Genomic DNA, 20,400 nt, shown 5'->3' with positions numbered 1-20,400 from the left:
GGAAAGTTACCCGCATGATGTAATGACCAGCGAATGAATTATGGCGCCTATTGCGCGACTTTTTTATCGGCGCTTTCAAGACTCTTGAGGTAGTCAGCGATCACTTCCATACCCCGCATCAAGTGATTGCGCAGCGTCAGAATGCTCTCCTCGACCCTCTTCTGCGCCACCAGGCTCAACAATTCACGGTGATCCTCCTGAGACGTTTCGCCCAGTCCCATCGCTTCAAGATTGAAGCGCAGAAAGCGTTCCTCTTCATTCAGTCCGTGTTCCACCAGATCGAGCAGCCGTTGATTGGGTGCCTTGCCGTACAAGACCATGTGAAACAGGCGATTGAGGCGGCCAATCTTTCTGTAGTCTTTCTCACATTCCAACGCATTGATCCAGGCCTCGGCCTCGGCAAGATCAGCGTCGGTGAGCAATGGGATCGACAAGCGCAGGGCTTCAGATTCGAGCAACATACGCAGTGCGTAGGTTTCAGCCGAATTGTCCTCGATCAGCGGTGCCACCACGGCACCCTTGTGGGTCACCACATGCAGCAAGGACTGCGCCTCCAGTTGGCGCAAGGCTTCGCGCACGGGCATACGGCTGACGCCGAACAAACTCGCCAGTTCCTGCTGGCGCATCGCGGTGCCGCAGGGCAATCGCCCATCCAGGATGGCGTTGCGCAACGTTTCTTCAATGACGGCGCGAGCAAGATGGGCGGGAATAGGCCCGCTTATTTTGATGCTGCTTAAAGGGTTCGGCTTCTGCGTCACGGTTACGCTATCCTCCTTTCTTGAATAATAGTGTGGCTAATTGGATCCAATGCACACTAAAGACGGCCCCAACGCTTGTCAAACAGCCAAAGTTTCCGTTTGTAAGGGCTTACACAGCATACTTTGTGTCTCCCACAAGGGGCGGTTATAAACTCGGTCCTTCTATGAATGATTGCACTGTGCCATTGTTTTTTGGAGGGCCAGGCTTCACCATTCCTTGAAATTCCGTCTCTTTCATGGACAGAGCGCCTTGGCGGTAAGTTTTATTCCCTCTCGAGTTCTTTGCTGGCTGTTATCAGCAATTCTGTTGGCCGGCTTGATGCTTGGCGGGCTGCGTGCCGATTGGGATTTCTCTCAGATCAGCCGCAAGGCTACCGCCGTTTACGGGCCGCTCGGCGAAGGTCAGCAGCGCATCGACGCCTGGCAGCGGCTATTGGCAAGCCAAAAACAGGTCAGTGAGTCGGAGCAGCTCAAGGTCGTGAATTTGTTCTTCAATAAACAAATGACCTACGTGGAAGACATCGACCTCTGGCACGCTGTCGATTATTGGGAGACACCCGTCGAGGCCCTTTGGAAGGGGGCAGGTGACTGTGAAGACTACGCAATCGCAAAGTATTTCAGTTTGCGTCATCTGGGTGTGTCCAGCGACAAATTGCGCATTACCTACGTCAAGGCGTTGCGGCAGAATCGCGCGCACATGGTTCTGACCTATTATTCGACGCCTGACGCTATCCCGCTGGTGCTCGACAGCCTGATGGACGAAATCCTGCCGGCGACCCGCCGCACCGATTTGGTCCCGGTGTATTCATTCAACGCCGAAGGCTTGTACTTGCCCGGTGCCAAGGGCAACAAGAAAGTCGGTGATACCAAACGCTTGTCGCGCTGGCAGGATGTGTTGAGAAAAATGCGTGCGGAAGGCTTCCCAGCCGAGCCTGCCAACTAGGAGTAACTGATCGGATGTCTCTGTTCAAACAACTATTGATCGCAATCTGTCTGTTCCTAGTGGTCGCCTTCAGCGGCAGCTTCATGGTCAGCCTGGAAAGCTCGCGCACCCAATACGTCAACCAACTGCGTTCCCATGCCCAGGATGCTGCGACGGCGCTGGCGCTGTCGTTGACCCCCAATATCGACGATCCGGCCATGGTGGAGCTGCTGGTCAGCTCGATCTTCGACAGCGGCTACTACGCCAGCATCCGTGTGGTGGACCTGGCCACGGATAAAACCATCGTCGAACGCAGCGGCATCCCTGATAACAACGGCGTACCTAACTGGTTCGTAAAGTTGATCGGTCTGGAGCCGGCGGGCGGCGATGCGCTGGTCAGCCGTGGCTGGGAGCAGGCGGCGCGGGTCGAAGTGGTGAGCCACCCAATGTTCGCCCTGGCCAAGCTCTGGCAAAGCGCCTTGGGCAGTCTGGGTTGGTTGCTGCTGTGCGGTGCGGTCAGTGTGGTGCTGGGTGGGCTGTTGCTGCGCCGGCAATTGAAGCCGTTGGACTATATGGTCAAACAGTCCCACGCGATTGCTCGCCGAGAATTCCTCAGCCTGCCCGACCTGCCGCGCACGCCGGAACTGCGGCGAGTGGTGCAAGCCATGAACCAGATGGTGGAAAAGCTCAAGGCGTTGTTCCAGGAGCAGGCCGAGCGCAGCGAAAAACTGCGCACCGAGTCTTATCAGGACAACCTTACTGGCCTTGCTAACCGGCGTTATTTCGAAATGCAGCTCAATGCCCGCGTCAGTAACCCGGAAGACACCAACTCCGGTTACTTGCTGCTGCTGCGGGTCAAGGACCTCGCCGGCCTCAACCAACGCCTGGGCGGCCAGCACACCGACCAATTGCTGCAAGCGGTCGGCCAACAACTGCTGCGTCAGTGCGAGCCGTATCCGGAAACCCATAACCTCGTTACCCGTATCCGCGGTGGCGAGTTCGCCGTGCTGGCGCCGGGGTTGATGCGTGAAGAAGCGCTGCAACTGGCGCAAAACCTGGAAAGCACCTTGCTCAGCCTGCAAGCGACCGGCGCCAGCGACGTTACACCGGTTGCCTATATCGGCCTGGCACCGTTCAGCCATGGCGACGCGCCCCAAGCCCTGCTGACCCTGGCCGACCAAGCCCTGGCCCAGGCCGAAGCGCAGGGCGACACCACTTGGGTGTGCCTGGACCGCAGCGCCGCCGCCAGTGTCGGTGACGATCACCATGCCTGGCATACCCTGTTGGATCAGGCCCTGACCCGACAGCGCTTCCAGCTGTACTTCCAGCCGGTGGTGGCCAGCCAGGATCCACAGTTGGTCCTGCATTACAAAGTGCTGTCGCGCTTGCAGGACGAGGACGGCCACACCATACCGGCCGGACGCTTCCTGCCGTGGCTTGAGCGCTTCGGTTGGTCGGCCCGCCTGGACCGCCTGATGCTGGAGCAGGTGCTCAAGCAGATGGGCAGCCACACCCAGAACCTGGCACTGAATCTCTCGGCCGCGACCTTGCAGGACCCCCAGGCCCTGAACCGCATTTATGACCTGCTACGCCAGCACAGCAACCTGGGCCCGCGCCTCACCCTGGAGATCGGTGAAGAGCAACTGCCTGAGCAGCACGTGCTGGAACAGATGACTCAGCGCCTGCGCGAGCTGGGCTTCTCCCTCAGCCTGCAACGTTTCGGTGGGCGGTTCAGCATGATCGGCAACCTGGCGCGCCTGGGCCTGGCGTACCTGAAGATCGACGGCAGCTACATTCGCGCCATCGACCAGGAAAGTGACAAGCGCTTGTTTATCGAGGCCATCCAGCGAGCGGCCCATAGCATCGACCTGCCGCTGATTGCCGAGCGTGTAGAGACCGAGGGCGAACTGAAGGTGATTCGTGAGATGGGGATTTTCGGAGTGCAGGGCCAACTGTTTGGCGAGCCCGCGCCCTGGAAATAATTACCTGTAGGAGCGAGCTTGCTCGCGAAGATCGCCAACGATAACGCGCAAAGCCTGACACCCGTGGTGATCCCAGTTTTTTCGCGAGCAAGCTCGCTCCTACAGTGCGTAGGAGCGGCTGGATCAAATCAATCCTTTCTCGTCATCATCGATCAACTGGCTCAACCCACCCAACGCTTCCCGCGCCTGGTTACGGTCCATCAACTTGGCCTGGGCTGCCGGCGGCAGGTCGGTCACGCTGATCACCCCCTTGCGGGTCAGCACCTGAATCAAGTCATCCAGCACCCGGATCATCTCCAGGTCGCTCTGCTTGAGCTGGGCCAGGCTGGTTTCCACCACTTCGTTGGCGTACCAGGCCTGGATCTCATGGTGATCGGCCGGCAGGGTTTCGGTGGATTCGGTAAAGGCGGCGGCCTCTACGCGAATCAGCGCGCCCAGTGCATCACGTTGCACGTAAAACATAAGAACCCCTCGAATATGAGCCACATGCGTTCAACAGCATAGGTCAACGCTGCGTGTATGGGCGTGAGTATGCGACGCACCGTCCGCCAGGGCCAGCGGCCCATAAGGCAAAAAAATCGGCCGCCTGGGAAGGCGGCCGATCCATTGCATCTTAGCTATGGTCGATCTTGATGGTTGGGTCGGCACCAGTGATCAGCGAGTTGATGCTGACATGGGACCAATCATTGCCTTCCAGCTTGATGGTCACATCGGCATTGGCCAGGCCACCGGCAGCGTTGAGCTTGCCTTCGCTGCTCACTTGCAGGGTCGACACGCCGTCTACCGTGGTGATCTTAAGGTAGTTGTCGATGGTGCTGTCGCTCTCACCTTTCAACAAGTCACGCAGATCAATGCGGTCGCCTTCCGAGGCTTTGAAGTCCTTGATCACATCGTTGCCGATGTCACCCGCCTTCCACACAAAGGTGTCGGCACCCGAACCACCGATCAGGATGTCGTTGCCCTGGCCGCCGATCAACGTGTCGTTGCCGGTGCCACCCAGCAGGATGTCATTGCCTTTGCCGCCATCCAGCAGGTCGTTGCCGCCCTGGCCGAACAGGATGTCATCGCCAGCGCCGCCCAGCAGCGTGTCGTTGGCGTCCTTGGCACCGGAGACGTCGAAGTCTGTGTAGTGCTCGGTAACGTACTGGTGGACGTTAGAGGCGGTCACCGAAGAGACGGTCACGCCGGTCTTCTGCGCTACAAACGCCTGCAGTGCGTTGTAACCCTCACCGTTTATCCCGCTGAAGCTCACCAGGTCGCCGAAGAGGATGTCGTTGCCATCGCCCCCGATGACGGTGTCTGCGCCCGGCAACGTCGCCTCGGTGTGGCCGAGGATCGCGTTGGCCAAGTCCTTCGGATCGATGTTGGCCTGTGGCTTGCCATCGCTGTCGTACGGTGCCAACTGATTCAGGCTGACCCCGCTATTGAGGCCGATGGCTTCTACGCCACCGGTGGACAGGCCTTTGAGCAGTGCGAACGCGCTCTGGGAATTACTGATGAGCGTAGGATCGTTGATGTTCGAGGACGAGGCTGTACCGTTGCCGCCAACAGTTGACAGCTCATAGGTGCCATCGCCTTGGGCATGGATGGTTCCTGGGTTGGACTGCCCCCAGCCCCACCAGTTGTTGGTCCACAGGGTCACCTTGCCGACCGAGTTGATATCAATGAAGTGACTCGAGTCGATCTCGATCCTGGTGGCGGTACCCAATGTGTAGTTGTTCATGTTGACGACATCATCAAGCTTGACGTTGTTGTACAACGTCGGGTTGGTCTCCTCCGCTCGTTGATAGAACGTCGGTTGGCCGTCAGTGATGAAGTACGTTGTATTGATAGCGCCAGTGTTGCCAGTCGCCTGGGCACTCTTGAAGAAGTTGGCCGCGGCCTTGAACACGTCTTCGTAGTTGGTCCCGCCGGTAGACACCATGGAGTCCAGCACTTTCTGCAGCGAATCCAACGCACCTGGGTCTTTCAGGTTGACCGTCACTGTGCGATTGACCTGGTCACTGAAGTCCGCCAGGAAGATGTTCACGGTGCCAGAGGTGCTGGAGCCGATACTGTTCTTCAGCGAGTTGAACGTGGTGGTCAGCGAGGTTTTGGCCGCTGCTATCGAGTCCGCGCCCATACTGCCCGATGTATCGATCATGAACGCGATGTTGTAATTCTTGCCCTGCACCACGTTCAGGCCGGCGATGTCGGCCACGACGATGTCGTTGCCATCGCTGCCATTGATAGTGTCGCTGCCCGAGGTGCCGGTGACCGAGTTGTAGGTCGCCGGGTGCACCGTGACGGGCAATTGCGCGGTGGTGGTCGCTGAACCGCCGATGCTCTCGGTGGAAGTCGAGGTGACCGTCAGGTTGAACTGGCCGCTGTAGTAGGTCGGCGGCTTGATGGTCAGGGTGTTCAGGTCCCAGCCGGTGACATTCACTTCGCCCACGGTTTTACCCGCGGTAAAGGTGTGCCCCGATGCGTCGGTAAGCACCGAGCCTGCCGGAATGCCGCTGATCTTCACGCTCAGGGTTTCGGAGCCGTCGGTGTCGGTCAGCGCGGTGGTGACCTTGGACAGTTTGACCGTCCCGTTCTCCTGGCCTTCGTTGAGCTTGTAGCCCACGTAGTAACCGTCGCCGTTGCTGCCATGCAGGTCGGATACGGTGACGCCGGCGTTGGTCAGGTCGGTAAGGCCGGTGTACAACGGCACGGTGCTGGTGCTCAGGTTCTGCACCGCCCCGCCGTTGATCGACACGTTAACGTCAAAGCTGCCAAGCCCCGCTTGGTTGGCCTGGTAGATCTCAAGGCTGTAGTAACCCGTGGTGGTTGGCGTGAACGAACCGCTGATCTTGCCGCTGTTGGTGCCCCACACGCCGCTGGCCACATCCTTGCCGCCCACGTTGACCACCACACTGTCATCGGCGATACCGCTGAAGGTGTAGCTCTTGCCCGCTTCCATGTAGATCAGGCCGGAGATCTTGGAACCAGAACCGGCGGTAACGTTGTCGACGGACTCGACGTTGGTCACCACAGAGGTGTTGTTGGGTGTGCCCGCGTTATCGATGGCTTTTTTCAGTACGTCCGGTGCAGCGCCGTTGCCGTTGTTGCCGAGGCCGGCAATGCTGTTCCAGCCCTGTTTGACCAGCCCGGTCGAGGCAACGTTGTTGTCGGCCACGCTGAGGGTCGGTGCATCGGCCACTGGCGTGATATCGACTTTCACCGTGGCGATGGTACCCAGGTCCTTGCCATCGGTTGGCTGGAACTTGAACTGCGCGTAATCCGCCTGCTTGTTACCCACACCGGTGCCGCCATAACCGTCGGCGCCGGACTCGTTGGCGTTCGGCGTAAAGCGCAGTTGGCCGCCGTCGATCTGGGCCTTGGTGAAGGTCTGGCCGCTGGTCACGTTGGTCCAGGTGGTGCCGTCCGCCGCCAGGTATTGCAGCTTGCCGGCTACCGGCAGCTCGGTGATTTTCACCCCGAGGCTGGCTTGTGGCGAGTCCACATCGCTCACGCCGAAGTTGGCCCAGGTCAGGCCCAGCGCGGTGTCTTCCGTACCGGTTACGGCACCGCCAGTCGCCACCGGCGCATCGTTGACCGCCACCACGTTGACGGTGGTGGTGGCGACGTTGGAGTAGTTGCCGCCGTCGGTCACGCTCACGGTAATGGTGCGTGGGGTGGTGCTTGGGTCGTGGCTGTTGTTGGTGAACGTGATGTTCTGGATACGCTGCATATAGTCAGCCAGCGTCGCGCTGCCCGACAACGTGAGCGTAATAGTGCCGGTCTGGTTATTGGTGGTGACGGTGATGCCGTTGATGCTGTTGCCCAGGTTCAGGGCATCACCGGCCTGTGCATTGGTCAGGGTGACCGTTGCGCCGGTCAGCATTGTGCTGTCGGGATCGGTGATTTTGATATCGGTGTCGGCGATCGACACGCCCGGTCCAGCAGTACCTTCGGTAAACGTCGTCTTGTAATCCGCACCGCTGGCGCCGCTGGAGTTGTTGGCATCCAGGTCGATAACTGGCGGCGCATCGTTGTCGATGATGTTGGTGGTAACACTGCCATTGCCGACCACCAGGTTTTCGAAGTTGCCGCCAGTGGTCTTGTCGATGGTGATGACGATATTTTCAGTCGGCTCGGTGATCTTGTCGTCGAGCGTGCGGATATCAAACGGTACGCTGCTGGAGCCTGCCGGAATCTTCACGGTGTACACGCCATTGAAGTCCGAACCGTCGGTGGCGGTGCCGCTGTACTTGAGCGTCACGGTCACGTCGGTTTGCGGCGGGTTGCTCAGGGTCAGCGTGTAGTGCGCCGTACCGCCCTCAGTCACCGAGGCATCGCCGGTAATGCTGATGGTGGTAGTGCTGACCACGTCCGTCACTTTAGTGACCACGGTACTGCCGTCGACGATCAAGTGTTCGTACTTGTCGCCACCGCTGACCACACCCGTGATTTTGGTGGTGACGTCACTGGCGCCGACATACGCATCGTTGGGCGCGGTGGCCGTAGTGAAGCTGGTGGACTTGCCATTGCCGATGGTAATGCTCGAACCGTTATCCAGCTTGACGACCAGGTCGGAGCCAACGTTGTTCACCGCCGCGCCGTTCTTGTCGACCAGGGAAGCGGTGTACACGATCTGCCCGCCTTCGCTGACAGAACCGGTGGCCTTGAGCACTACCGTCACGTCGTCGATGGTGTCGTTGATGGTGGTTGTGGCGCCGCCCGGCGTGATGGTCACACCCTCGAAATTGCCGCCGGTAGTACCGGTGATCTTGACGGTCTGGGTGCTCTTGTCGATGAACACGTCATCGGTCGGCGCAGGGACGGTCACCGTGCCCACGGTCGCACCTTGCTTGATGGTGATGCTTGAACCGTTATCGAGCTGGACCACCATGTCGCTGCCGGCCTTGTTGCTTAAGGTGGCGGTGTAAGTGATCTGGCCACCTTCGTTGACAGCCGTCGGGGCGGTCAGGGTGACGGTAGTCAGATCGGTGGAACCCGGGGTGTCGGTGACGGTAGTGTTTACCGCCGTAGTGCCCGGCACAAGATTTTCAAAATGCTCGCCGCCGGTCACACCTTTGATCGCAGTGGTGACAGTCTGATCGCCTTTGTAGACGTCGTTTGGCGCGATGGTGGTGATGGAGCCACTCGACTGATTCACACCGATGGTGATGGTCTTGCCGTTATCCAGGGTCACGGTCAGCGGGTTGGTGATGTTAGTCACCGGCGCGCCGTTTTTATCCACAAGGCTGGCGGTGTAGACGATGTTGCCGCCTTCGCCGACGGTAGTCGTGGCGGACAGGACTACATCAACTTTGTCGATGGTGTCATTGATCGTGGTGGTTGCGCCGTTCCCAGCAACTTCCAACTTCTCGAAGTTGCCGCCAGAAGCGTCAGTGATCTTGACGGTCTGGGTGCTCTTGTCGATGAACACGTCATCAGTCGGTGCAGGCACAGTCACGGTGCCGACGGTGTCGCCAGCTTTGATCGTGATCGAAGAACCGTTATCCAGCTTCAAGGTGACGTCGGTGCCCGCTTTGTTGGAGAGCGTGGCGGTGTACGTAATTTGACCACCTTCGTTGACAGCACTTGGCGCAGTCAGCGTAACCGTGGTGGTGTTATCGGTGCCTGGGGTATCCGTAACGGTGGTGTTCACCGCCGTGGTACCCGGTACCAGATTTTCAAAGTGCTCGCCGCCGGTCACGCCTTTGATGGCGGTGGTGACGGTCTGGTCGCCTTTGTAGACGTCGTTTGGCGCGATGGTGGTGATGGAGCCACTCGACTGATTCACACCGATGGTGATGGTCTTGCCGTTATCCAGGGTCACGGTCAGCGGGTTAGTGATGTTAGTCACCGGCGCACCGTTTTTATCCACAAGGCTGGCGGTGTAAACGATGTTGCCGCCTTCGCCGACGGTAGTCGTGGCGGACAGGACTACATCAACTTTGTCGATGGTGTCATTGATCGTGGTGGTTGCGCCGTTCCCAGCAACTTCCAATTTCTCGAAGTTGCCGCCAGTGGTTTCAGTGATCTTGACGGTCTGGGTGCTCTTGTCGATGAACACGTCATCGGTAGGCGCAGGGACGGTTACGGTGCCGACGGTGTCGCCGGCCTTGATGGTGATCGACGAACCGTTATCCAACTTCAACGTGACGTCAGTACCGGCCTTGTTGCTCAAGGTGGCGGTGTAAGTGATCTGGCCACCTTCGTTAACGGCACTTGGTGCAGTCAGTGTGACAGTTGTGGTGTTGTCGGTGCCGGGGGTATCGGTAACGGTGGTGTTCACCGCCGTGGTACCCGGTACCAGATTTTCAAAGTGCTCGCCGCCGGTCACGCCTTTGATGGCGGTGGTGACGGTCTGGTCGCCTTTGTAGACGTCGTTTGGCGCGATGGTGGTGATGGAGCCACTCGACTGATTCACACCGATGGTGATGGTTTTGCCGTTGTCCAGGGTCACGGTCAGCGGGTTGGTGATGTTGGTCACCGGCGCGCCGTTTTTATCCACAAGGCTGGCGGTGTAAACGATGTTGCCGCCTTCACCCACGGTGGTGGTGGCAGTCAGAACCACATCGACTTTGTCGATGGTGTCGTTGATCGTGGTGGTTGCACCGTTGCCCGCAACTTCCAACTTCTCGAAGTTGCCGCCAGTGGTTTCAGTGATCTTGACGGTCTGGGTGCTCTTGTCGATGAACACGTCATCAGTCGGCGCAGGGACGGTCACGGTGCCGACGGTGTCGCCGGCTTTGATGGTGATCGACGAGCCGTTATCCAACTTCAAGGTGACGTCAGTGCCCGCTTTGTTGGAGAGCGTAGCGGTGTACGTAATTTGACCACCTTCGTTAACGGCGTTAGGCGCGGTCAGCGTCACGGTAGTGGTGTTATTGGTACCCGGTGTATCCGTAACGGTGGTGTTCACCGCAGTGGTACCCGGTACCAGGTTCTCGAAATGTTCGCCGCCCGTCACCCCTTTGATGGCAGTGGTGACAGTTTGGTCGCCCTTGTACACATCATCCGGTGCCAAGACCGAAACAGTGCCGCTGGACTGATTCACACCAATGGTGATGGTTTGGCCGTTATCCAGGGTGACGGTGAGCGGGTTGGTGATGTTAGTCACCGGCGCGCCGTTTTTATCCACAAGGCTGGCGGTGTAAACGATATTGCCGCCTTCGCCGACGGTAGTCGTGGCGGACAGGACTACATCAACTTTGTCGATGGTGTCATTGATCGTCGTGGTCGCACCGTTGCCTGCCACTTCCAGTTTTTCGAAGTTGCCGCCCGTGGTCTCGGTGATCTGGACCGTCTGCGAGCTCTTGTCGATGAACACGTCATCGGTAGGCGCAGGCACGGTCACAGTGCCGACAGTGTCGCCCGCTTTGATCGTGATCGAGGAGCCGTTATCCAACTTCAACGTAACGTCAGTGCCCGCTTTGTTGGAAAGCGTGGCGGTGTAAGTAATTTGACCACCTTCGTTAACGGCGCTAGGCGCGGTCAGCGTTACAGTCGTGGTGTTATCGGTACCCGGTGTGTCAGTCACAGTTGTGGTGACTTTATCAGTCCCTGGGACCAGATTTTCAAAGTGCTCGCCACCGGTCACACCCTTGATAGCGGTGGTGACGGTCTGGTCGCCTTTGTACACGTCATCCGGTGCAAGAACCGAAACGCTAGCGCTCGATTCGTTAACACCGATGGTGATGGTTTGGCCGTTATCCAGGGTGACGGTGAGCGGGTTGGTGATGTTAGTCACCGGCGCACCGTTTTTATCCACAAGGCTGGCGGTGTAAACGATATTGCCGCCTTCACCGACGGTGGTGGTGGCAGTCAGAACCACATCGACTTTGTCGATGGTGTCGTTGATGGTGGTGGTCGCACCGGTGCCTGCAACTTCCAACTTCTCAAAGTTGCCGCCAGTGGTTTCAGTGATCTTGACGGTCTGGGTGCTCTTATCGATGAACACGTCATCGGTAGGCGCAGGCACGGTCACAGTGCCGACGGTGTCGCCCGCCTTGATGGTGATACTCGAACCATTGTCGAGTTTCAACGTGACGTCGGTACCGGCCTTGTTGCTCAAGGTGGCGGTATAGGTGATCTGGCCACCTTCGTTAACGGCACTTGGTGCAGTCAGCGTGACGGTCGTGGTGTTATCGGTACCCGGGGTATCGGTAACGGTGGTGTTTACCGGCGCAGTGCCCGGTACCAGGTTTTCAAAATGCTCGCCGCCCGTCACACCCTTGATAGCGGTGGTGACGGTCTGGTCGCCTTTGTAAACGTCATCCGGTGCCAAGACCGAAACAGTGCCGCTGGACTGATTCACACCAATGGTGATGGTTTGGCCGTTGTCCAAGGTGACGGTCAGCGGGTTGGTGATGTTGGTCACCGGCACGCCGTTTTTATCCACAAGGCTGGCGGTGTAAACGATATTGCCGCCTTCACCTACAGTAGTTGTGGCAGTCAGAACCACATCAACTTTATCGATGGTGTCGTTGATCGTCGTAGTTGCGCCGTTACCAGCAACTTCCAATTTCTCGAAGTTGCCGCCAGAAGCGTCAGTGATCTTGACGGTCTGAGTGCTCTTATCGATGAACACGTCATCAGTAGGCGCAGGCACGGTCACGGTGCCGACGGTGTCGCCCGCCTTGATGGTGATACTCGAACCATTGTCGAGTTTCAACGTGACGTCAGTACCGGCCTTGTTGCTCAAGGTCGCGGTGTAAGTGATCTGGCCACCTTCATTCGCTTCAGACGGAGCCGTTAGCGTCACGGTAGTGGTGTTATCGGTACCCGGTGTGTCAGTCACAGTTGTGGTGACTTTATCGGTCCCTGGAACCAGATTTTCAAAGTGCTCGCCGCCGGTCACACCCTTGATCGCGGTGGTGACGGTCTGATCGCCTTTGTACACGTCATCCGGTGCAAGAACCGAAACGCTAGCGCTCGATTCGTTAACACCAATGGTGATGGTTTGGCCGTTATCTAGAGTCACGGTCAGCGGGTTGGTGATGTTAGTCACCGGCGCACCGTTTTTACCCACAAGGCTGGCGGTGTAGACGATGTTGCCGCCTTCGCCGACGGTGGTGGTGGCAGTCAGAACCACATCGACTTTGTCGATGGTGTCGTTGATCGTCGTGGTCGCACCGTTGCCTGCCACTTCCAGTTTTTCGAAGTTGCCGCCCGTGGTCTCGGTGATCTGGACCGTCTGCGAGCTCTTGTCGATGAACACGTCATCGGTAGGCGCAGGCACGGTCACAGTGCCGACAGTGTCGCCCGCTTTGATCGTGATCGACGAGCCGTTATCCAGCTTCAAGGTGACGTCGGTGCCCGCTTTGTTGGAGAGCGTGGCGGTGTACGTAATTTGATCACCTTCATTCGCTTCAGACGGAGCCGTTAGCGTGACGGTCGTGGTGTTGTCAGTACCGGGGGTATCGGTGACGGTGGTGTTCACCGCTGTAGTGCCTGGTACCAGGTTCTCGAAATGTTCGCCGCCAGTCACGCCTTTGATGGCGGTAGTGACGGTCTGATCGCCTTTGTACACATCATCCGGTGCCAAGACCGAAACAGTGCCGCTGGACTGATTCACACCAATGGTGATGGTTTGGCCGTTGTCCAGGGTGACGGTGAGCGGGTTGGTGATGTTAGTCACCGGCGCGCCGTTTTTATCCACAAGGCTGGCGGTGTAAACGATGTTGCCGCCTTCGCCGACGGTAGTCGTGGCGGACAGGACTACATCAACTTTGTCGATGGTGTCATTGATCGTGGTGGTTGCACCGTTACCAGCAACTTCCAGCTTCTCGAAGTTGCCGCCAGAAGCGTCAGTGATCTTGACGGTCTGAGTGCTCTTATCGATGAACACGTCATCAGTCGGTGCAGGCACGGTCACGGTGCCGACGGTGTCGCCAGCTTTGATCGTGATCGAAGAACCGTTATCCAACTTCAACGTAACGTCAGTACCGGCCTTGTTGCTCAAGGTCGCGGTATAGGTGATCTGGCCACCTTCGTTAACGGCACTTGGTGCAGTCAGCGTGACGGTCGTGGTGTTATCGGTACCCGGGGTATCGGTAACGGTGGTGTTTACCGGCGCAGTGCCCGGTACCAGGTTTTCAAAATGCTCGCCGCCCGTCACACCCTTGATAGCGGTGGTGACGGTCTGGTCGCCTTTGTAAACGTCATCCGGTGCCAAAACCGAAACAGTGCCGCTGGACTGATTCACACCAATGGTGATGGTTTGGCCGTTGTCCAAGGTGACGGTGAGCGGGTTGGTGATGTTAGTCACCGGCGCACCGTTTTTATCCACAAGGCTGGCGGTGTAAACGATATTGCCGCCTTCACCCACGGTGGTGGTGGCGGTCAGGACCACATCGACCTTATCGATGGTGTCGTTGATCGTCGTAGTTGCGCCGTTGCCAGCAACTTCCAATTTCTCGAAGTTGCCGCCAGTGGTTTCGGTGATCTGGACAGTCTGAGTGCTCTTATCGATGAACACGTCATCGGTAGGTGCAGGTACGGTCACGGTGCCGACAGTGTCGCCCGCCTTGATGGTGATCGAGGAGCCGTTATCCAGCTTCAACGTAACGTCAGTGCCCGCTTTATTGGAAAGCGTGGCGGTGTACGTAATTTGACCACCTTCGTTAACGGCGCTAGGCGCGGTCAGCGTCACGGTAGTGGTGTTATCGGTACCCGGTGTGTCAGTCACAGTCGTAGTGACTTTATCGGTCCCTGGAACCAGATTTTCAAAGTGCTCGCCACCGGTCACACCCTTGATAGCGGTGGTGACGGTCTGATCGCCTTTGTACACGTCATCCGGTGCAAGAACCGAAACGCTAGCGCTCGATTCGTTAACACCAATTGTGATGGTTTGGCCGTTATCCAGGGTGACGGTGAGCGGGTTGGTGATGTTAGTCACCGGCGCGCCGTTTTTATCCACAAGGCTGGCGGTGTACACGATGTTGCCGCCTTCGCCGACGGTGGTGGTGGCGGTCAGGACCACATCGACCTTGTCGATGGTGTCGTTGATGGTGGTGGTCGCACCGTTGCCCGCAACTTCCAACTTCTCGAAGTTGCCGCCAGAAGCGTCAGTGATCTTGACGGTCTGGATGCTCTTATCGATAAACACGTCATCAGTCGGTGCAGGCACGGTCACGGTGCCGACGGTGTCGCCCGCCTTGATGGTGATCGAAGAGCCGTTATCCAACTTCAAGGTGACGTCGGTGCCGGCCTTGTTGCTCAAGGTCGCAGTGTAGGTGATCTGACCACCTTCGTTAACGGCGCCAGGCGCGGTCAGCGTGACAGTCGTGGTGTTATCGGTGCCCGGAGTGTCAGTCACAGTCGTGGTGACTTTATCAGTCCCTGGAACCAGATTTTCAAAGTGCTCGCCACCGGTTACACCTTGGATGGCGGTAGTGACGGTCTGGTCGCCTTTGTACACGTCATCTGGTGCGAGAACCGAAACGCTAGCGCTCGATTCGTTAACACCGATGGTGATGGTCTGACCGTTATCCAAGGTGATGGTGAGCGGGTTGGTGATGTTAGTCACCGGCGCGCCGTTTTTATCCACAAGGCTGGCGGTGTAAACGATGTTGCCGCCTTCGCCGACGGTAGTCGTGGCGGACAGGACTACATCAACTTTGTCGATGGTGTCATTGATCGTGGTGGTTGCGCCGTTACCAGCAACTTCCAATTTCTCGAAGTTGCCGCCAGAAGCGTCAGTGATCTTGACGGTCTGAGTGCTCTTATCGATGAAGACGTCATCAGTCGGTGCAGGCACGGTCACGGTGCCGACGGTGTCGCCAGCTTTGATCGTGATCGAAGAACCGTTATCCAACTTCAACGTGACGTCAGTACCGGCCTTGTTGCTCAAGGTGGCGGTGTAGGTGATCTGGCCACCTTCGTTAACGGCACTTGGTGCAGTCAGTGTGACAGTCGTAGTGTTGTCGGTGCCCGGTGTGTCAGTCACCGTCGTGGTGACTTTATCAGTCCCTGGAACCAGATTTTCAAAGTGCTCGCCACCGGTCACACCCTTGATAGCGGTGGTGACGGTCTGATCGCCTTTGTACACGTCATCCGGTGCAAGAACCGAAACGCTAGCGCTCGATTCGTTAACACCAATGGTGATGGTTTGGCCGTTATCTAGAGTCACGGTCAGCGGGTTGGTGATGTTAGTCACCGGCGCACCGTTTTTATCCACAAGGCTGGCGGTGTAAACGATGTTGCCGCCTTCACCTACAGTAGTTGTGGCAGTCAGAACCACATCGACCTTGTCGATGGTGTCGTTGATCGTCGTAGTTGCGCCGTTACCAGCAACTTCCAACTTCTCGAAGTTGCCGCCAGAAGCGTCAGTGATCTTGACGGTCTGGGTGCTCTTATCGATAAACACGTCATCAGTCGGCGCAGGCACGGTCACGGTGCCAATAGTGTCGCCCGCCTTGATGGTGATCGACGAACCATTGTCGAGTTTTAGCGTTACGTCAGTGCCCGCTTTATTGGAAAGCGTGGCGGTGTACGTAATTTGACCACCTTCATTCGCTTCAGACGGCGCGGTCAGCGTCACGGTAGTGGTGTTATCGGTACCCGGTGTGTCAGTCACAGTTGTGGTGACTTTATCGGTGCCAGGCACCAGGTTTTCAAAGTGCTCGCCGCCGGTCACACCTTGGATGGCGGTAGTGACGGTCTGGTCGCCCTTGTACACGTCATCCGGTGCAAGAACCGACACGCTAGCGCTCGATTCGTTAACACCAATGGTGATGGTTTGGCCGTTGTCCAGGGTCACGGTGAGCGGGTTGGTGATGTTAGTCACCGGCGCGCCGTTTTTATCCACAAGGCTGGCGGTGTAAACGATATTGCCGCCTTCACCCACGGTGGTGGTGGCGGTCAGAACCACATCGACTTTGTCGATGGTGTCGTTGATCGTGGTGGTTGCGCCGTTACCAGCAACTTCCAATTTCTCGAAGTTGCCGCCAGAAGCGTCAGTAATCTTGACGGTTTGGGTGCTCTTATCGATGAACACGTCATCGGTAGGCGCAGGGACGGTCACGGTGCCGACGGTGTCGCCAGCTTTGATCGTGATCGAAGAACCGTTATCCAACTTCAACGTGACGTCAGTACCGGCCTTGTTGCTCAAGGTGGCGGTGTAGGTGATCTGGCCACCTTCGTTCGCTTCGGACGGAGCCGTGAGCGTCACGGTAGTGGTGTTATCGGTGACCGGTGTGTCAGTCACAGTTGTGGTGACTTTATCGGTCCCTGGAACCAGGTTTTCAAAGTGCTCGCCGCCGGTCACACCTTGGATGGCGGTAGTGACGGTCTGGTCGCCCTTGTACACGTCATCCGGTGCAAGAACCGAAACGCTAGCGCTCGATTCGTTAACACCAATGGTGATGGTTTGGCCGTTATCCAAGGTGACGGTGAGCGGGTTGGTGATGTTGGTCACCGGCGCACCGTTTTTATCCACAAGGCTGGCGGTGTAGACGATATTGCCGCCTTCACCCACGGTGGTGGTGGCAGTCAGAACTACATCGACCTTATCGATGGTGTCGTTGAACGTGGTAGTCGCACCGTTGCCCGCAACTTCCAGTTTTTCGAAGTTGCCACCTGTGGTTTCGGTGATCTGGACGGTCTGGGTGCTCTTGTCGATAAACACGTCATCGGTAGGCGCAGGCACAGTCACGGTGCCGACGGTGTCGCCAGCTTTGATCGTGATCGAAGAGCCATTATCCAACTTCAACGTGACGTCAGTACCGGCCTTGTTGCTCAAGGTCGCGGTATAGGTGATCTGGCCACCTTCGTTCGCTTCGGACGGAGCCGTTAGCGTAACGGTAGTAGTGTTATCGGTGCCCGGAGTGTCCGTCACAGTTGTAGTGACTTTATCGGTCCCTGGAACCAGATTTTCAAAGTGCTCGCCACCGGTCACACCGCTGATAGCAGTCGTTACGGTCTGGTCGCCTTTGTAGACATCATCCGGGGCTACGGTGGTAACGGTGCCGCTCGACTGATTCACACCAATGGTGATGGTTTGGCCGTTATCCAGCGTCACGGTGAGCGGGTTGGTGACGTTGGTCACCGGCGCGCCATTTTTATCCACAAGGCTGGCGGTGTAGATGATATTGCCGCCTTCACCCACGATAGTCGTGGCGGTCAGTACCACATCGACCTTATCGATAGTGTCGTTGATGGTGGTGGTTGCGCCATTACCTGCAATTTCCAGCTTCTCGAAGTTGCCGCCAGTAGTCTCGGTGATCTTGACGGTCTGGGTGCTCTTGTCGATAAACACGTCATCGGTCGGCGCTGGAACAGTCACGGTGCCAACAGTGTCGCCTGCCTTGATGGTGATCGAAGAACCGTTATCCAGCTTCAACGTAACGTCGGTGCCCGCTTTGTTGGAAAGCGTAGCGGTGTACGTAATTTGCCCGCCCTCATTCGCCTCGGTCGGCGCAGTCAGCGTCACGGTGGTGGTGTCGATCGAATCGGTGATCGTGGTGATTGCTGGTGTGGTACTCGGCACCAGGCTTTCAAAATTGCCCCCAGTCGCGCTGGTAATGGTAGTGCTGACCGTGCTGCCGTTGACATATACATCGTTGGGCGCGGTGTCTGCGACCACGCTGCCAACGGACTCGCCGGCCTTGATGGTGATCACCGAGCCATTGCTCAAGGTGACGTTCACCGGGGTTTGTGCCGGGTTGGTCAGGGTGGCGGTATAGGTGATCTGGCCGCCTTCGGTCACGGTCGAACCTGCGGTCAGGGTGACCGTGGTGGCATCGATCAAATCAGTAATGGTGGTGACCGCAGGCGTGGTGCTCGGTACCAGGTTTTCAAAGTTGCCGCCGGTTGCACCGGTGATGGTGGTGCTGACGGTCGAACCGTTGTTGTAAACGTCGTTGGCCGGAGTATCGACCACAACCGTGCCTGTCGACTCGCCGGCCTTGATGGTGATCACCGAGCCATTGCTCAAGGTGACGTTCACCGGGGTTTGTGCCGGGTTGGTGAGGGTGGCGGTGTAGGTGATCTGGCCGCCTTCGGTCACGTTGCCGTTGGCTGTGAGGGTAACGGTGGTGGTGTCGACCGAATCGGTAATGGTGGTGACCGCAGGCGTGGTGCTCGGTACCAGGTTTTCAAAGTTGCCGCCTGTTGCACCGGTGATGGTGGTGCTGACGGTCGAACCGTTGTTGTAAACGTCGTTGGCTGGAGTATCGACCACAACGCTGCCTGTCGACTCGCCGGCCTTGATGGTGATCACCGAGCCATTGCTCAAGGTGACGTTCACCGGGGTTTGTGCCGGGTTGGTGAGGGTGGCGGTGTAGGTGATCTGGCCGCCTTCGGTCACATTGCCGTTGGCTGTGAGGGTAACGGTGGTGGTGTCGACCGAATCGGTAATGGTGGTGACCGCAGGCGTGGTGCTCGGTACCAGGTTTTCAAAGTTGCCGCCGGTTGCGCCGGTGATGGTGGTGCTGACGGTCGAACCGTTGTTGTAAACGTCGTTGGCCGGAGTATCGACCACAACGCTGCCCGTCGACTCGCCGGCCTTGATGGTGATCACCGAGCCATTGCTCAAGGTGACGTTCACCGGGGTTTGCGCCGGGTTAGTCAGCGTGGCGGTGTAGGTAATCTGGCCGCCTTCCGTCACGGTATTACCCGCCGTCAGCGTGACGGTGGTGGTGTCGATGGTGTCGGTGATCTGCGTCACGGCCGGGTTAGGGTCGATGGTCAATACCAGGTTGCCGCCGCCGGTGGTACCGGTAACGCCGACGCTGATCTGGCCCGGGTCGATGTACGGGCTGTCATTGGGGGCCAGGGGCACATTGACGGTGCCGGTCAACTGGCCCGACGGGATGGTAATCACCGCGCCATTGGTCAAGGTGACGGTCAGGTCACTGGTGGAGGGCCGGGTCACGGTAGCGGTGTAGGTCAGCACGCCGCCCGCTTCGGTGATGGTCGGCGTCGCGCTCAGGGTCAGGGTCGAAGGCTGCAGCACCTGGTTGCCCGAGCCCGCCGAGCCTGGGGCTCCGCTCAGGACATTGAGTGTTGAAGTGCCTTGGCCGATAGGTGCGGTGGGGAAGCCGATAGTTGGGTCGACACGGCCTGCGGTCGCGTCCAGCACTACGAAGCTGTGGCCGCCCCCGGCAGCACCGTTACCGGCTGCGTTGGCGCCTGCGGCGGTGGCTTCCAGGTCGGTGGTCGGGTCGGCACCGGCGGCGATGGCTTGTTGCAGCTCGGCAACCGATGGCGCGACCTGCTCACTGGCCGCGGCCAGGTCGGCGGTGGAGTCCGGCATATCGGCGCTCCACTGGGTGTCCCGACCCAGATCCAGGATGCGACCGTCGGCCAGTTCCAGGCTGACGGCGCCCGACATGCCTGTGTCGATCTGATCGCCTGCAAACAGGCGGTCACCTTCTACGAGGACGCGACGCGTCCCTTCCGGAGAAATAACGAAAACTTGACCAACAATGCTTTTGACGGTGGCAACAACACTGCTCATTAAAATTTTCTCCGGCGATGCGTTTCGACAAATTCCATTTCGCAGCGTGCTTTAGAACTGCTAATTAGGAGGGCGTAGTCTATATATGTATTGACGTCAAATATTTGGCTGGATTTTTTAGCGATCTAGTTTGTGCCAAAGTATTGACCTTATGGTCGCCATCCTAAACAATCGCCTCCGTAATGTCACATTGATATTTACGCGGCGAACCGTCCTACATGTGTGAAGCAGTTCCGCTTTTTGAACTTTCCGACGTACGGTCGTAACGGTAGCCATTATCCGACGCAGCGCTAGTAATCG

At 58.0% G+C, this 20,400-nt stretch carries 5 protein-coding genes; 2 read left to right on the top strand and 3 right to left on the bottom strand.

All coding sequences use genetic code 11. The features are described from left to right. Window positions 1–47: 47 nt before the first annotated feature. Window positions 48–758 (bottom strand): GntR family transcriptional regulator, encoded by a 711-nt coding sequence (locus JFT63_RS18835; RefSeq protein ID WP_057704714.1) that lies wholly within the window; start codon window positions 756–758, stop codon window positions 48–50. A 319-nt stretch (window positions 759–1,077) separates the two neighbouring features. Here JFT63_RS18835 and lapG point away from each other — a divergent pair, with 319 nt between their 5' ends. After that, window positions 1,078–1,701: a cysteine protease LapG gene (lapG, locus tag JFT63_RS18830; RefSeq protein WP_407071397.1), complete on the top strand. Its 624-nt coding sequence runs from the start codon at window positions 1,078–1,080 to the stop codon at window positions 1,699–1,701. 14 nt (window positions 1,702–1,715) lie between these two features. Next, a complete protein-coding gene (lapD, locus tag JFT63_RS18825; protein ID WP_057704712.1) occupies window positions 1,716–3,662 on the top strand; it encodes a cyclic di-GMP receptor LapD in 1,947 nt (648 codons plus the stop codon). A gap of 123 nt (window positions 3,663–3,785) precedes the next feature. Here lapD and JFT63_RS18820 read toward each other — a convergent pair whose 3' ends face one another. Together JFT63_RS18820 and JFT63_RS18815 are read right to left on the bottom strand one after the other, a co-directional pair. After that, a complete protein-coding gene (locus JFT63_RS18820; protein WP_057704711.1) occupies window positions 3,786–4,124 on the bottom strand; it encodes a hypothetical protein in 339 nt (112 codons plus the stop codon). A 151-nt stretch (window positions 4,125–4,275) separates the two neighbouring features. Continuing rightward, on the bottom strand, window positions 4,276–20,100 hold the full coding sequence (locus tag JFT63_RS18815; RefSeq protein ID WP_198844507.1) for a LapA family giant adhesin: 15,825 nt from the start codon (window positions 20,098–20,100) through the stop codon (window positions 4,276–4,278). Window positions 20,101–20,400 lie beyond the last annotated feature (300 nt).

It is taken from the genome of Pseudomonas sp. MF7453 (genome assembly GCF_016405455.1).
Classification (GTDB): Bacteria; Pseudomonadota; Gammaproteobacteria; order Pseudomonadales; family Pseudomonadaceae; genus Aquipseudomonas; species Aquipseudomonas paralactis.
This window is presented reverse-complemented; position numbering and strand designations above follow the sequence as displayed.

What these genes read in the sequence shown, in the direction of transcription:
- lapD (WP_057704712.1), top strand. Translation starts at nt 1,716, where the DNA reads ATGTCTCTGTTCAAACAACTATTGATCGCAATCTGTCTGTTCCTAGTG.
- JFT63_RS18815 (WP_198844507.1), bottom strand. Translation starts at nt 20,100, where the DNA reads ATGAGCAGTGTTGTTGCCACCGTCAAAAGCATTGTTGGTCAAGTTTTC.
- lapG (WP_407071397.1), top strand. Translation starts at nt 1,078, where the DNA reads ATGCTTGGCGGGCTGCGTGCCGATTGGGATTTCTCTCAGATCAGCCGC.
- JFT63_RS18820 (WP_057704711.1), bottom strand. Translation starts at nt 4,124, where the DNA reads ATGTTTTACGTGCAACGTGATGCACTGGGCGCGCTGATTCGCGTAGAG.